This window comes from Terriglobus sp. RCC_193, from assembly GCF_041355105.1.
Lineage (GTDB): Bacteria > Acidobacteriota > Terriglobia > Terriglobales > Acidobacteriaceae > Terriglobus.
Genome location: NZ_JBFUPK010000001.1, coordinates 1,725,922 through 1,738,714, shown reverse-complemented (window position 1 = coordinate 1,738,714; position 12,793 = coordinate 1,725,922). Strand labels below are relative to the sequence as shown.

The 12,793-nt window shown below is 57.2% G+C and carries 12 protein-coding genes and 1 tRNA gene; 5 read left to right on the top strand and 8 right to left on the bottom strand.

The features are described from left to right. Positions 1 to 23: 23 nt before the first annotated feature. The 7 genes from AB6729_RS07295 to AB6729_RS07265 form a co-directional block, all read right to left on the bottom strand. A complete protein-coding gene (locus AB6729_RS07295) occupies positions 24 to 890 on the bottom strand; it encodes a HEAT repeat domain-containing protein (RefSeq protein ID WP_371080918.1) in 867 nt (288 codons plus the stop codon). Then, the gene (locus AB6729_RS07290) at positions 887 to 1,618 is read right to left on the bottom strand and encodes a hypothetical protein (RefSeq protein WP_371080917.1); all 732 of its coding nucleotides are present in this window, start codon (positions 1,616 to 1,618) and stop codon (positions 887 to 889) included. Before AB6729_RS07290 ends, AB6729_RS07295 begins: the two co-directional genes overlap by 4 nt. Next, positions 1,615 to 2,199, bottom strand: a complete 585-nt coding sequence (locus AB6729_RS07285; protein ID WP_371080916.1) for an RNA polymerase sigma factor — start codon at positions 2,197 to 2,199, stop codon at positions 1,615 to 1,617. The genes AB6729_RS07290 and AB6729_RS07285 overlap by 4 nt, the downstream gene beginning before the upstream one ends. Before the next feature lie 127 nt (positions 2,200 to 2,326). Further along, a tRNA-Ala gene (locus tag AB6729_RS07280) sits at positions 2,327 to 2,402 on the bottom strand. A gap of 150 nt (positions 2,403 to 2,552) precedes the next feature. Beyond that, positions 2,553 to 3,800: a DHHA1 domain-containing protein gene (locus AB6729_RS07275; RefSeq protein WP_371080915.1), complete on the bottom strand. Its 1,248-nt coding sequence runs from the start codon at positions 3,798 to 3,800 to the stop codon at positions 2,553 to 2,555. Position 3,801: 1 nt separating this feature from the next. Further along, complete coding sequence (fbp, locus tag AB6729_RS07270; RefSeq protein ID WP_371080914.1) at positions 3,802 to 4,770, bottom strand: class 1 fructose-bisphosphatase; 969 nt, start codon at positions 4,768 to 4,770, stop codon at positions 3,802 to 3,804. A 71-nt stretch (positions 4,771 to 4,841) separates the two neighbouring features. Further along, positions 4,842 to 6,125, bottom strand: a complete 1,284-nt coding sequence (locus AB6729_RS07265; RefSeq protein ID WP_371080913.1) for a diguanylate cyclase domain-containing protein — start codon at positions 6,123 to 6,125, stop codon at positions 4,842 to 4,844. A gap of 197 nt (positions 6,126 to 6,322) precedes the next feature. On the opposite strand from AB6729_RS07265, the gene aroC reads away from it, so the two are divergent. From aroC to AB6729_RS07240, 5 genes are all read left to right on the top strand, one after another. Beyond that, the gene (gene aroC, locus AB6729_RS07260; protein WP_371080912.1) at positions 6,323 to 7,507 is read left to right on the top strand and encodes a chorismate synthase; all 1,185 of its coding nucleotides are present in this window, start codon (positions 6,323 to 6,325) and stop codon (positions 7,505 to 7,507) included. A 4-nt stretch (positions 7,508 to 7,511) separates the two neighbouring features. Further along, a complete protein-coding gene (gene def / locus AB6729_RS07255; protein ID WP_371080911.1) occupies positions 7,512 to 8,021 on the top strand; it encodes a peptide deformylase in 510 nt (169 codons plus the stop codon). A 4-nt stretch (positions 8,022 to 8,025) separates the two neighbouring features. Continuing rightward, positions 8,026 to 8,973 (top strand): methionyl-tRNA formyltransferase, encoded by a 948-nt coding sequence (gene fmt / locus AB6729_RS07250; protein WP_371080910.1) that lies wholly within the window; start codon positions 8,026 to 8,028, stop codon positions 8,971 to 8,973. Between the two features lie 1,158 nt (positions 8,974 to 10,131). Further along, a complete protein-coding gene (locus AB6729_RS07245; RefSeq protein ID WP_371080909.1) occupies positions 10,132 to 11,115 on the top strand; it encodes a hypothetical protein in 984 nt (327 codons plus the stop codon). Between the two features lie 162 nt (positions 11,116 to 11,277). Continuing rightward, a complete protein-coding gene (locus AB6729_RS07240; protein WP_371080908.1) occupies positions 11,278 to 11,901 on the top strand; it encodes a TetR family transcriptional regulator in 624 nt (207 codons plus the stop codon). Between the two features lie 51 nt (positions 11,902 to 11,952). Here the strand turns inward: AB6729_RS07240 and AB6729_RS07235 are convergent, their stop codons facing one another. Next, on the bottom strand, positions 11,953 to 12,744 hold the full coding sequence (locus tag AB6729_RS07235) for a DoxX family protein (RefSeq protein WP_371080907.1): 792 nt from the start codon (positions 12,742 to 12,744) through the stop codon (positions 11,953 to 11,955). Between the last annotated feature and the right edge of the window lie 49 nt (positions 12,745 to 12,793).

The following is a 12,793-nucleotide window of genomic DNA, read 5'->3' as shown; positions in this document are numbered from 1 at the left end:
TGGAGTGTTATCGCTGTGGTGACTTACTTCAGAAGTTCCATCATGTAATCGGTTGCCGCTTTGTCCTGCATCAGGGCAAGCTGGGAAACGATATCGTGTTTCAGGCTCAGGTCTTTTTCATTACGTGCAAGCTCGACCATTCGCGGAGCATCGCCAGCAATGAACAGCGACGAGATTACCGTTCGCTTGATGGCATGATCGTTCGAGGTGCGATAGATCTCTGCAAGTGTGTCATCGGCACGTTTGCCTTGAAAGACACCCATCATGCGTATGGCATGTTTCTGTTCTTCCGGCGCAATCTTTCCTGCCGCTACATCGCGTACCAATGCCTGAGCGTCCGGTGAAGCATTCTGCGCCAGCATGGTGAGCGCTCGCTGCTTCAATTCCACGGGATTGCTTCCGGTGAGAATGTTGCGAATGAGCGGCAACGCCTGTGCAGGATCACGGTTCAGCAGCGAGTTCAAAGCGAGAGCTTTCAAGTCTGCGTCAGATCCAGCGCTACTGTGTCGGGGACCGTGGTCCGACGAAACATTGCCATCTGAAGAAGCGCCTGCAACGGTAAGTGCAGCGCAGTCCTTGTTCCAGGTGCTGCTGGCGAAGCTTGTATGTAATTGTGCGCAGGTGCTGCTTACTAACTCATTGCGACCAAGCTTGTTCAATGCATACGCCTTCCAATACAGTGCGGCGTCTGCCTTCTTACCCTTGGTTTCCACCACACGATCGAAGCTGGCAATGGCGTCCTGCCACCGCTGTTGATCCAGCGCCTGTGTGCCGCGCGCGTAATCATCTTCGGCAGAGACTGCTGCAGGTAGTTCGAATGTGGCGGCATGCATCAGCGGGGAAGTGCAGCACGCAGCAAAAAGACATGCTGTGCGAAGTGTCAGTTTCATTGGGGTTCTCCAGTCAGATGGCTGTGGTTCTGGCGCAGGATGCGCAGGTCAAACAAAAGGCCGTCGGTATTCATCTCCACCCGCAGATGCATTCCACCTTCATCCGGATTGTGTGCTGACGTCAGCACACGCCCCAGTCGCTCCAGTGCAAATGCATCCGGCAGATCGCCACGGTTACGCGCCTCACGTAAATACACCGCATTGCTGGTAAGCAATCGCTCACCTTCTGCCTGTGTCTGCTCGTCCAAGGGTGCGGTTGCATGATTCACGACGGTGAGCCACCGTTCAGCGCGGTCCAGATGATCCGAGACGCCCCGGGGTCCAATGCTCGCGGCAGGTACCCGAAGCTGGATCACTCCTGCTTCATTTGTCTCTGCGTGTTTGCGCAGAAGATGTGGCACGAAAAAAGCTGCGATCAGCAACAGTAAGGCGATGGCGCCAGCAGGTACGAGGGCGAATCGTTGCCAGAAGTACGTCTGCTTTTTAGGTTCAAGGACGGGAAGACTGTTTCGCAGATGTAGCCATGCAGCCTGGGTATCCGGTGCAGGTACGGGCTCTGCAGAAAAGATGCGAAGTGTGCGTTGTATGGATTCTGAAAGCGCAGCGTATGCCTCATCCGTTTGCAGGCGTGCGCGGATAGCCTTTTCATCGCATGTTTCGCCCAGGTGGAAAGCGATCAGTTCCTGTTCATCGTTTTGCAAGTTGTCGGGCCAATGTTGATGGCTCATCGCATTCCTCCTGCAAGCGAAGCTAATGAAACTCGTAATTTGCTTACGGCGCGAAAGACCGCTTGCTTTGCGGAATTGTTTGGAACGCGCAGAGCTTCTGCAATCTCGGCAATGGAGAGATCTTCCATGTGTCGCATGGTGAATGCCGTACGCTCCATCGGCGTGAGCGCTTCCATCGCTTTGAGGCGCAACCGCGCCGACTCCGCATTCAGAAGCTGCCTCTCCGGTCCCGCGTGGCCATCAGCCACCTGCAGTGGGAGCGTTCCGGGAGATGCGGGTTCGTCCAGCTTCTGCGCTCCATGGCTTATGTCCCGCATCCGGCGTTCCACGAGATTGAGTGCAGAATTCATTGCGATGCGGTTCACCCAGGTTGAGAAGTTGCTGTCATGCCGAAAGCTTTCCAGCTTGCGGTAGGCGCGAAGGAATGCGTCCTGTGTGGCTTCTTCCGCATCTTCGGCATTGCCGGTGATACGAAAAGCCATGCGATACGCAACCGGGTAATGCCGCTCCATGAGCAGGCGATAGCTATCGCGATCACCGCGAAGCACACGCTGGATGGCTGCTGACTCGTCCCGTTCCATTCGCTCGATTAGACAATGAGTTTGGAAAGCGGTTAGGAAAGAATTTTTCTGCGTGCGATGGGGACCGCACCACAGCGATCAGAATGTCTGCAAGTATGGCTGTGGATAGAAGACTTTGGGGAAGGATTGGTGGACCTGAGCGGGATCGAACCGCTGACCTCCTCGTTGCGAACGAGGCGCTCTCCCAGCTGAGCTACAGGCCCTTGAGGGGTTGGCAGGCGTTTCCGCTGCCCATTTGTTGCTCCAGCGTCACATCCTGCGGCGCGAACAACATCCTGAGTGTAACAGGAAGCCTCTCTGTGCTCAAAGTCTTAGGGAGACGTTTCCACGGTGTGTTGAAACCACGGAGGGGCTTAGGGAAGAGAGGTGCGCAGTGCATTGAGCAGTGATTTGGCTTGTTCTGCCGGGACCGCTCCCTGCGCCATTTCCGCACTGCCACCGCCGCGTGCTTCCAGCGTATTCAGAGCGGTTCGCAGCACTGTTCCGCAGTCGAGTACGCCCGGCTTTGCGGCGAGCACTGCGCTGGCTCGTTCTCCGTCAGTGGCGACGATGTATGCGACCGGCGTGGTGGTTTCGCGGACTAGCTTGGACGCCAGCAATTTTGCATACGCAGCATCGCGATCCGGTGGGAGGGAATGGATGACACTTCCATGTGCAGCCGAGGCCAGTTTGCCTGCTTCCAACGATGCGATTTCGTCCAGAAGATTGGCGCGTTCCTTTTGCAGTGAGCGGTTTTCTGTGCGGATGCGTTCGATGCTGGCGACGATTTCAGATGGCGCTGTCGTAAGTATGGATGCCGCCTCCCGCAATCGACAGAAGTCTGCATTGACCGTGGCAAGCGCGCGATTCCCGCAGACAAAAGAGAGTCTCAGATTGCCACGTACTTTTTCTGTCCCACGCAGCATGAGCGGACCAATCTCTGCCGTCGTGGTAACGTGCGTTCCGCCGCAGGCATTCGTGTCGATGCCTGGAATTTCGATGATGCGGATATTGCCGGAGCGAGGAGGCAGCTTGCGCAGCAGGCCCTGTTCTTTCATCACAGCGGCTTCTGCGCTGGTGACATAGCGGATACCAAGCGGCAGCGCTGCAGCGACGATGCGATTCGCTTCGTCTGCGGCGGATTGCAGTTGCGCGTCGGTGAGTGTCGGGCCTTCCAGATCAATGGTGGAGACATCGTCTCCCAGGTGGAAGGAGACAGTGCGTGCAGCGAAGTCGCGGTCGAGAATTGCGGAAAGCAGATGCTGGCCGCTGTGCTGCTGCATGTGGTCGTGACGGCGCGCCGCTTCAATACGACCGAAGACGGTTGTGCCTTCCTGTAACGGCTTGGCGGTGGTGTGCCACACCTCACCGGCTTCATCTTCTTCGACGTTCGTAATGGGTACTTCCAGCGAAGCGCCGGAGCGTGCTGTTGCTACAAGCACACCCGTGTCATAGGGCTGGCCTCCGCTGGTGGGATAAAAGGCGGTACGGTCCAGCGCAATCTGCCACACCTGCTGGCCATCCACTCTTGCCAGTTCACGGATAGCAGTGACTTCGGCTGTAAACTCCAGCGTTGCAGGCTCGTCGTAATAGATGCGATTGGCTGACTGAACTTCCGTCACACTACTCCCTTGGTGAGATGGAAATCAGTCCGCCGATCGCAGCCACTTCCGACTGGCTGCCGATAATCAGGGGCGTGCGTACGTGCGGTTCCGTAGGCACGATCTCCAGGATGCGATAGCGTCCATTGCTGGCGGCGCCTCCAGCCTGCTCTGCAATAAAGCTCAATGGATTGGCCTCATACAGCAGGCGCAGTTTGCCATTGGGAGCTTTCTTGGTCGCCGGATAGAGGAACACGCCGCCCTTCAGCAGGGTGCGATGAAAGTCTGCAATGAACGATCCCACATAGCGCGAACTGTACTTCTTGCCACCGACCAGGGTGCCATCACGAAAGCGCGAAATGGCTTTGCTGTACACCTGCTGCGATTCGCCGATGTTGCCCTCGTTCATCGAGTAATACGGTCCCTGCTCGGGCATCTTCATGCCTTCGCTGCTTAGCAGAAACTCACCCTCGGCGAGTGTGAAGGCATGCACGCCATCACCTGCTGTGTAGACCAGAATCGTGGATGGGCCGTAATTCACATACAGCGCGGCAATCTGCTCTGAACCGGGCTGCAGAATGGCTTCCTTCACGGAGACGCCGGGCTTCAATGCCTGGATGGAAACAATGGTTCCCACGTTGACATTGACGTCGATGTTGGAGGAACCATCGAGCGGATCAAAGATAGCAATGAACTTCGCGTCGGGCCGGTTCTCAAAGATCACAGGCTCTTCATCTTCTTCACTGACTACGGCAGCCACGGATGGCAACGCCTTCATGACTTCGATGAGCGTGTTGTCTGCAAGAACGTCCAGCTTCTGTTGCGCTTCGCCCTGCACGTTTTCGCTGCCAGCCGCGCCCAGAATATCGTCCAGACCAGCGGTACGGATCCTGCGTTCAATGGTTGTCGCGCCATCGGCAATCGCGGTAATCAGCGCCGCCAGTTCAGGCGTGTGGCGCTGGCGCAGGTGTTGAAAAAGGGTCATCGCCATGGCATTAAGCGTAGCACTCGCGAAAGATTTTCGCGTGGCGGAACCGTTTTATACGCAGCAAAGCACAGGCGCTAAGCGCGTTGTGCACCACCCGGGAAGATGGTCAGTCGTGCGGGCGACGGCGGGATAGGCGCGCAGCACACGCGGTTTCTTCCTTCCTGTTTTGCCCGGTACATGGCCGCGTCCGCATCCGCAATCAGTTGCGCCGGATCACTGCCTGCATGGGAGGGCAACTGAGTGGCTACGCCACAACTGACTGTGGTCCAGACCTCATGATGTAGTGTTGTATCTCGCTGCAGTGCGGGTGAACCGGCTACCTGCACCAGGGTACGGATACGTTCCGCCACTTTGACTGCGGAAATGGAGTCGGTATGGGGCAGCAGCACCACGAATTCCTCGCCTCCTATGCGCGCCACAAAGTCGTCCTCCTCACGCAGCGCCTGCTGCAGCAGCGACGCGACACGTTGCAGAACGCGGTCGCCATAGGGATGGCCATAGGTGTCGTTCACAAGCTTGAAATGGTCGACATCCACCATCACTACGCTGAGCGGCGTACGGCTTTCCCTGGTCATATTCCATATGAGTGTCAGTCGTGAGTCATAGGCCAGCCGGTTTGGCAATCCAGTGAGGCGGTCCGTGGAGGAAAGCGCCACGAGTTCTGCATTTGCATCGGCCAGCATGCCTCTCTGCAGTCTTCCATGTAGTTGCAGAAGATAGGAGAAACGGCGATCACGCGAGATGGCATAGTTGGCAGCAAGCGTCAGCAGCACAGACCACACCATCATGCCGCCAACCACTAACTTATGCGTCACAGGGAGAAAGTCATCGTTCTTTAGCCACAGCACGTCTGCCACTGCCATCAGTAACGTTGTCGCAGTGGCATAAACCAGCTCAAGGCGGATCAGGCAATTCATGCCTAACAGCATCAGGATCAGTCCCAGCTGCGCCTCGATGGAGACCGTGCTATTGATCCCGTGATGCAGATAAAGGATGCCCAGGGTTCCCGTCAGGCAGGCGATCGCTACGCTGATTTCGCGTAACGCTACATTCTGCTGGTATCGAACAATGGTTGCGGCCAGGAGCATGATGGGCGTGAAGATTAAGAGGCGTACAAATGCGGCGCGGAGGATATGGTCTGGCGCCATGAAGTAGTCACTGAGAAGGAAGAAGTCGTACACAATGCCCGCGAACAGGCCGTGGGTCAGCAGCGTGTTCGCACGCGATGCTGCGGTATCGCGCAGGTATCGGTTCTCCACTTCGGGTGTGAAATGCAGCCACGCCACACGACCCGTCTCAAAGCGACGGATCTCCTCATTCAGCAGGGGCGTGATATCACTTTGATTCTGAATTTCCATAGGTTTACAAAAGACAGCCTAGTCCTCACCCTTCGGGTCAGCTATGCCACAGCGGAGCCAAACCGACCCACCTTTCGGGTGAGACGTTGCCCTGTTTTCGTACAGATTTTGCACTCGTTGTCAGCGGACGCCTCCATGATCCGCACTGAAAACCCCTCTCGCTACTTGTTACAATCGAGTTTTGATCAGGGTGGAAGATGCTTCAATTCTCTACAGCCGGTGAAAGCCACGGAGAGGCTCTTGTGGCCATGCTCAGCGGCCTCCCCGCCGGGGTTCCGGTGGACAGCGCATTCCTTGCACGTGAACTGTGGCGGCGCCAGCAGGGCTTCGGCCGCGGCGGTCGCATGCGTATCGAGACGGATACCGCGCATATCCTCTCCGGTGTTCGTCACGGTAAGACCATTGGTTCGCCCATTGCGATGACCATTGCCAACCGCGACTGGAAGAACTGGGAAGAGATTCTCCCAGTGGAAGAAGGCGATCCCTCGCGGCATAAGGCTGTGGCATCGCCGCGCCCGGGCCATGCAGATCTGGCAGGCGCTCTGAAGTACAACTTCGCGGATGCCCGTTACATCCTGGAACGCGCGTCCGCACGCGAATCCACGGCACGCGTGGCCGCTGGCGCCATTGCCAAGATGCTCCTGCGCTCATTGGGGATTGAGGTGCTTTCGCACGTGGTTCGTGTCGGCGCTGTGGAACTGCAGCGGCCTTACCAGTGGGACGAGATTGTTGCCAGCACCGCGCGTGAGGCCGTCCTGCTGAACTGCATTGATCCTGAAGTCGAGCAGCAGATGAAGGGCGAAGTGGATAAGGCGCTGCGTACCGGGGATACCGTGGGTGGGGTCTTTGAGGTGGTAGCGCATGGCGTGCCTGCCGGCATCGGAAGCCACGTGACCTGGGAAGGCCGCCTGGATGGATTGCTGGCGCAGGCGGTGATGAGTCTGCAGGCGGTCAAGGCGGTTGAGATTGGCCGCGGTGTGACGGCTGCGGAGTCCATGGGATCGACCGTGCACGACGCCATTCACTACGCCACGGAAGAGGAAGCTGCCGCAGCGCACACGCGCTTCACCCGTGAGAGCAATAATGCGGGTGGCATTGAAGGTGGCATCTCCAACGGTCAGGACGTGACCGTGCGCGGCTATCTGAAGCCCATCAGCACGCTGCGCCGTCCGCTGGCGTCGGTGAACTTCGACACCCGCGAACCGGTTAAGGCGGCGTATGAACGCAGCGATGTCTGCGTGGTCCCTGCTGCTGGTGTGGCGGCTGAGGCGATGGTCGCCATTACGCTGGCACGGTTGGCGCTGGAGAAGTTCGGTGGCGACAGCCTGGTGGAAACGCAGCGCAACCTCAATGGTTATCTTGAGCAGATCCGGAAGTTCTAAGGCAATGATCTATCCCATCGTGAAGTATCCGGAGCCGGTGCTGCAGAAGAAGGCAGAGCCTGTTACCGAGTTCAACGCCGACCTGAAGAAGCTGGCGGACGACATGTTCGAGAGCATGTACGCCGCTGAAGGCATCGGTCTGGCTGCGCCGCAGATCGGTATCAGCAAGCGCATGTATATCGTCGATCTCTCCGTGGGTAAGAACCCGGAAGATCGCCTTGTCCTGATCAATCCGGAGATCATTGAGAAGGAAGGGAAGCAGACCGAGGAAGAGGGCTGTCTCTCGCTGCCGGATATCCGTGACAAGGTGAGCCGCCACTTCCGCGTGCGTATGCGTGCACAGGATGTGAACGGCAAGTGGTTTGAGATTGATGGTGAGGAACTGCTGTCGCGCGCCTTCCAGCATGAGCTGGACCACCTCGACGGCATCCTGTTCATCGACCGGCTTTCACGGCTGAAGAAGGACCTGATTCTGCGGCGCATCCGCAAGCTCATCAAGAACGGCGAGTGGTAATCGCATGAAGCTGGTCTTCTGCGGCACACCAAATTTCGCTGTTCCTACTCTGGAGGCACTCCTTACCGCCGGGCATGGGGTGGCGCTGGTGGTGTCGCAGCCGGACAAGCCGGTGGGCCGCAGTGGCGAGGTGAATCCTACGCCCGTTAAGGTGGCTGCAACGGCGCACGGTATCCCCGTGCTGCAGCCGGAGAAGCTCAAGACCAACCAGGAGCTTCGCTCCACGCTGGAAGCCATTGCGCCCGATGCCATCATCGTGGTCGCGTATGGCCGCATCATTCCGCAATGGATGCTGGACCTGCCGAAGCATGGCTGCATCAATGGGCATGGTTCGCTGTTGCCTCGCTGGCGTGGCGCTGCACCCATTCAGTGGGCGATTGCGGCGGGCGATGCGGAAACGGGCGTGACCACGATGCGGTTGAATGCCGGGCTCGATACCGGGCCGATGCTGTTGAAGCGGTCTGTTCCCATTACAGATACGACCACTTCGCCGGAGCTGTTTGTGTCCCTCGCGCAGATTGGTGCGGAGTTGATGGTAGAGACGCTTGCGGGGCTTGAAGCTGGAAGCATCGTGCCGGAAGAGCAGGATGATTCGCTGGCGACCCTTGCGCCGATCCTGACTCGTGATGATGCACGCATCGACTTCACGCAGCCTGCTCGCGTGATTGACCAGCGTTTCCGGGGGTTTCAGCCCTGGCCCGGAGCCTTCACTTCGTTGCGAGGAAAGAAGCTGATCGTGCATGCGATGCATGTTGCTCCTGCAAACGAGGGAACAGGGAACGGCCAGCAGTCTGGAACGCTCACCGTACGCGATAGAGCGATGGAAGTGGGTTGCGGGTTCGGCTCGGCCATCGTCTTCGATGAGGTGCAGCTTGAGGGTAAGAAGCGGATGCCCGCTGCGGATTTTCTGCGGGGCTTTCAGTTGAAGAGCGGCGAACTTCTCGGTTCCTGACCAGGGGGCCCCCCTCCCCCTCTGTTTTCTAAAATCGTCTTTTCATTGGGGTTATGGTTTTGGTGTCTGTAAAATCGTCTTCCTGTTGGGGTTAGGGGCAAAATCGTCTTTCTCAAAGGGTTAGGGCCGCGCTTTGTGCGGCCCTTTTCTGTCCTGTTTCTATTTTAGTGGTTTGGGGGAAATACCATGCCAACTCTATTTGGTTTGATTTGTTGGGGTTGGGTGGTTTAGGGGCTTGACAGCACTTCTCGATGCCCTTCGGCGGTACTTCGTGCGGTTCTTGAAGAAGCGGCCAGCCATGATCGTCCCTTGGGCCGTCATTCTGAGCAAAGCGAAGAATCCCGACGAACCTCATCCTGCCAAGGCCCTGGAAGCTTCCAGCCACAAACCCAAACCAGCTTCGCAAGGCGAAGCTCGTACGGTCGCAGACCGTCATCCTGAGCGAAGCGCAGCGGAGTCGAAGGACCTGCATTCCTCTCAACCCACTACAACGCACTAGGAAACCCAAAACAAACCAGCAGCCCAAAACTGGGTGCCCAGGTTCGCGAAACTAACCTCGGCAGAGCGGTAAAGGAGCGATCCAATGCGCAAAGCGCGTCTTCTTTCGAAGGGCAGGCTTCAGCCCTGCCGTAAAAATCCGCAATCAAGAACCGCGCGGCCCAAAAAACAAACAGGAGTATGAATCAAAACCCGCGCGGCCTTTCGACATTGGAGCTTTGTTGGGGCACTTCGTGTGTTTTGAGCTTCGCTGGTTCGTGCTTCGCACGAATACCCAGGTTAGCTTCGCGAACCTGGGGCACCCGGTCTTGTGGCTGGTGGTTGGTATGGGGGGCCTGGTGCGTTGTAGAGGGTGTGTAGGAATGCAGGTCCTTCAGCTCCGCTTCGCTTCGTTCAGGATGACGGTCTACGACCGTATGAGTTTTGCTGGGTGACGGTCTTTTGGACCGTTGGAGCTTCGCTGATACGAAGCTGGTTTGGGTTTTGGTTGGAAAGGTTGCAAGGATCCTGGCAGGACTAGAGTTCCTCGGGATTCTTCGCTGTGCTCAGAATGACGGGCACTCGAGGAGGTCAGCTTGTCAAATAGATACTTATTGGTATATACCTATTAGTACGCATTGAGGGCGACTTATGACTTGGGAATTGAGAAATGGCACAGCTTTGAAAGTTCTTCTGTTAGCGGTGATTCACCTGGGCTTTATGCCCGTCACGCAGGGGCAGGCAACGACGGATGCAAGCAGTGCAGTTGCTACATGGTCAACAGTAGACGCCAAACACGTGTACGGATTTCCCGATACCAAGGCAAACAAGAAAGGGAAGCTCGTGCTGAGCGCCGATTCTCTGGTCTTTACCGCCAAGTCATCGAACACGAGTATCCCGCGCAGTTCCATTGTTGCGGTGAGCAATGGTTCTGATCGGGTGGAGATATGGGGAATGACCGGACAGATCGTCCGGATGGTCATCCCTGACGGTGGAGGCCTGGCAGCCGCTGCGGTGATGCACCATCGTGTTGGGATGCTGACGGTTGATTTTGTGGACGGTCGAGGAGGGAAGCATTCGGCTGTCTTCAACATGTCGCCCGTCCAGGCCGAGGCAGGTTTGGCGACATTCCAGAAAGTACCTGTAGCTATACAGCGGTCGGCAGTTCCAAAGAACTGTGCCGGTGTCAGCGCCAATCCCGGCAGCGTATCGGTCATGGCTCCAAACTGGGAAGGATCACAGGTTCCAGCAGCTTACCGGGCTTTGGTTTATGAGCATGTGATCTCCCGTCTCCAGGGCGTTAAGACCGTTAGCCACGTTTACCGTGACGGCGAAGTGCCACCCGATGGATCCTGCCCGGCCTACACGATCAAGATCCGCGTTCAGGCATTCAAGCAGGGAAACCAGGTCTACCGCGCCGCGCTTGGACCGGTGGGCATGTTCGTTGGTACGACACAGGTAACCTTCGACGTGAATTTGACCGATGCGACCGGACATCTGGATCAGAGGGAGCAGGTCAAGGCCTCAATCCGTATGCAATCCGAGAGCACGGAAGTGGCAGACAAGTTCGCGAAGGCGCTGGCAAAGCACTATGTGGCCTCTCTGAAACGTGAGGAATCTACCGTGCGCCCTGTTGCGGCGGTGGGTCAGAACGCATTTCGGTAAGGTCAACGTCTGCTGCAACTGATGCTAAGAAGAACTGCTGTACAGGAAGGGCCCACAATGTCACACAAAGCGATCATTCCAACTCCGGGTGTTCCCATTGCAGACACGTCTACCGCAGCGTGGGTTCCCTTCACTGTGACGATCCGCACTAAAGTAGAAGACATGCCTGCTTCCACACTCAACAAACACGAACAGAAGACCCAGGAGACTCGAAGACTTCTTTTAGCAGCAGCTGAGAAAATTTTCATTCGAGACGGGTATGAAAAGGCCGATCTCGGTGTCATTGCCAGTGAAGCCGGGCGTACCAAGGGCGCGATCTATGGGCAATTCAAGAGCAAAGAAGAAGTCTTTCTGGCTCTCTATGAGGCACAGGCGCTTCGGTACAGGGCGAAGATGCAGGAGTTGCTGTCCTTTTCGAAAAGCATCGAAGGCAATCTCACTGCCATGCGGAAGTATGTTCTGGAGTTCGCTACGAATGACACCTGGGGGCTGTTGCTTTTAGAGTACCGGCTGTTTGTCGTCCGTCATCCCGAAGCGAAAGAGCGGTTGAATCAAACCTACACTTCCGTTGTTTCAGCGGACGAGGAGAAGAGGTATGTGGAATTGCTGGGGCCGGCGCCAAAGGGTAAGGGATCGATCAGTCGCTCCGCAGCCGTTCATGCGATGTTCGCAACGCTTTCCGCACTGCAGCTCGAATCCAAGTTTGCTCCGAAGGCGATTGGAGCAACCGAGATCCGAGACATCGCGGCTAAGGTTTTCGATGCGCTCTTTGGCTATTCGAAGTGAAACATGGAAGCCCGCTGGCGATGCCAATCCAGGGTCATGAAGAGGGGAACGTCACTTTTTCGTAGCGACATCGGGTGTGCGCAGGTCAGAAGATATGCCGCGCGACACGACCCAGGCGCTGGAAGCGAAGAACCAAGTGATGAAGAACGCTGTCCAGGGAAGCCTGGCCTTGGGTGAGGCGAGGATTGCAGGAAGCCAAACGAGGATGGCAAACAGGCTGACCATTGCGGCCTCGACCGCTGCGGCAATGCGCGGAAAGATTGACAACAAAACGGCCACGCCACAGATGATCTGTCCGGCACCGGTGAGGTAGGCCAACGCGGTTCTGAAGGGGAGCCACGTTGGAATGAGAGCAACGGTCTGGCTGGTATAGACGATGTGTGAGAGACCGATGGGGATCAAGGCGATACCGAAAAGCATGGTCGCCAGGCGGATGCCCCATTGACCCGAGACGAGTGTGAGGATCGGGGCTGAACTGGGTTCGGCGAGCGTGGCGAAGACGACCCATCCTGCTGCGAAGAGGACGGCGATCTCACCGAAGCCCAGCCAGACGGCTTCCATTTTGGGAGCCACGACGAGTGCGGGTACTTTGAGCAGCAGCCAAACGAAAAGATAGGGGAAGAGGAGGCGGGCCGACCACGCAGCGGAGGCGCGGAAGAGCAGGCCGATACCGCCAAAGAACATCAGCAAACCGGAAGCGTAAGCGAGGACGGACCGGCCCGGGAGCGAAACCGGTACAGGCTGCCAGACGAGCGCAAAGTCGCCGTGAATGAGGGCGAGAACACCAAGGCCAATCAGTCCGACGGCAAAGGCGGTAAGGGCAGGCTGCAACTGTCGATTCATCGCATTCCTCTATGTGGGAGCCATTGAAGACTCTGCAGAAGAGAAACGC

Coding starts and splice junctions, on each gene's coding strand:
- AB6729_RS07295 (WP_371080918.1), bottom strand. CDS start 890: ATGAAACTGACACTTCGCACAGCATGTCTTTTTGCTGCGTGCTGCACT.
- AB6729_RS07290 (WP_371080917.1), bottom strand. CDS start 1,618: ATGAGCCATCAACATTGGCCCGACAACTTGCAAAACGATGAACAGGAA.
- AB6729_RS07285 (WP_371080916.1), bottom strand. CDS start 2,199: ATGGAACGGGACGAGTCAGCAGCCATCCAGCGTGTGCTTCGCGGTGAT.
- fbp (WP_371080914.1), bottom strand. CDS start 4,770: ATGGCGATGACCCTTTTTCAACACCTGCGCCAGCGCCACACGCCTGAA.
- AB6729_RS07265 (WP_371080913.1), bottom strand. CDS start 6,125: ATGGAAATTCAGAATCAAAGTGATATCACGCCCCTGCTGAATGAGGAG.
- aroC (WP_371080912.1), top strand. CDS start 6,323: ATGCTTCAATTCTCTACAGCCGGTGAAAGCCACGGAGAGGCTCTTGTG.
- def (WP_371080911.1), top strand. CDS start 7,512: ATGATCTATCCCATCGTGAAGTATCCGGAGCCGGTGCTGCAGAAGAAG.
- fmt (WP_371080910.1), top strand. CDS start 8,026: ATGAAGCTGGTCTTCTGCGGCACACCAAATTTCGCTGTTCCTACTCTG.
- AB6729_RS07240 (WP_371080908.1), top strand. CDS start 11,278: ATGCCTGCTTCCACACTCAACAAACACGAACAGAAGACCCAGGAGACT.
- AB6729_RS07235 (WP_371080907.1), bottom strand. CDS start 12,744: ATGAATCGACAGTTGCAGCCTGCCCTTACCGCCTTTGCCGTCGGACTG.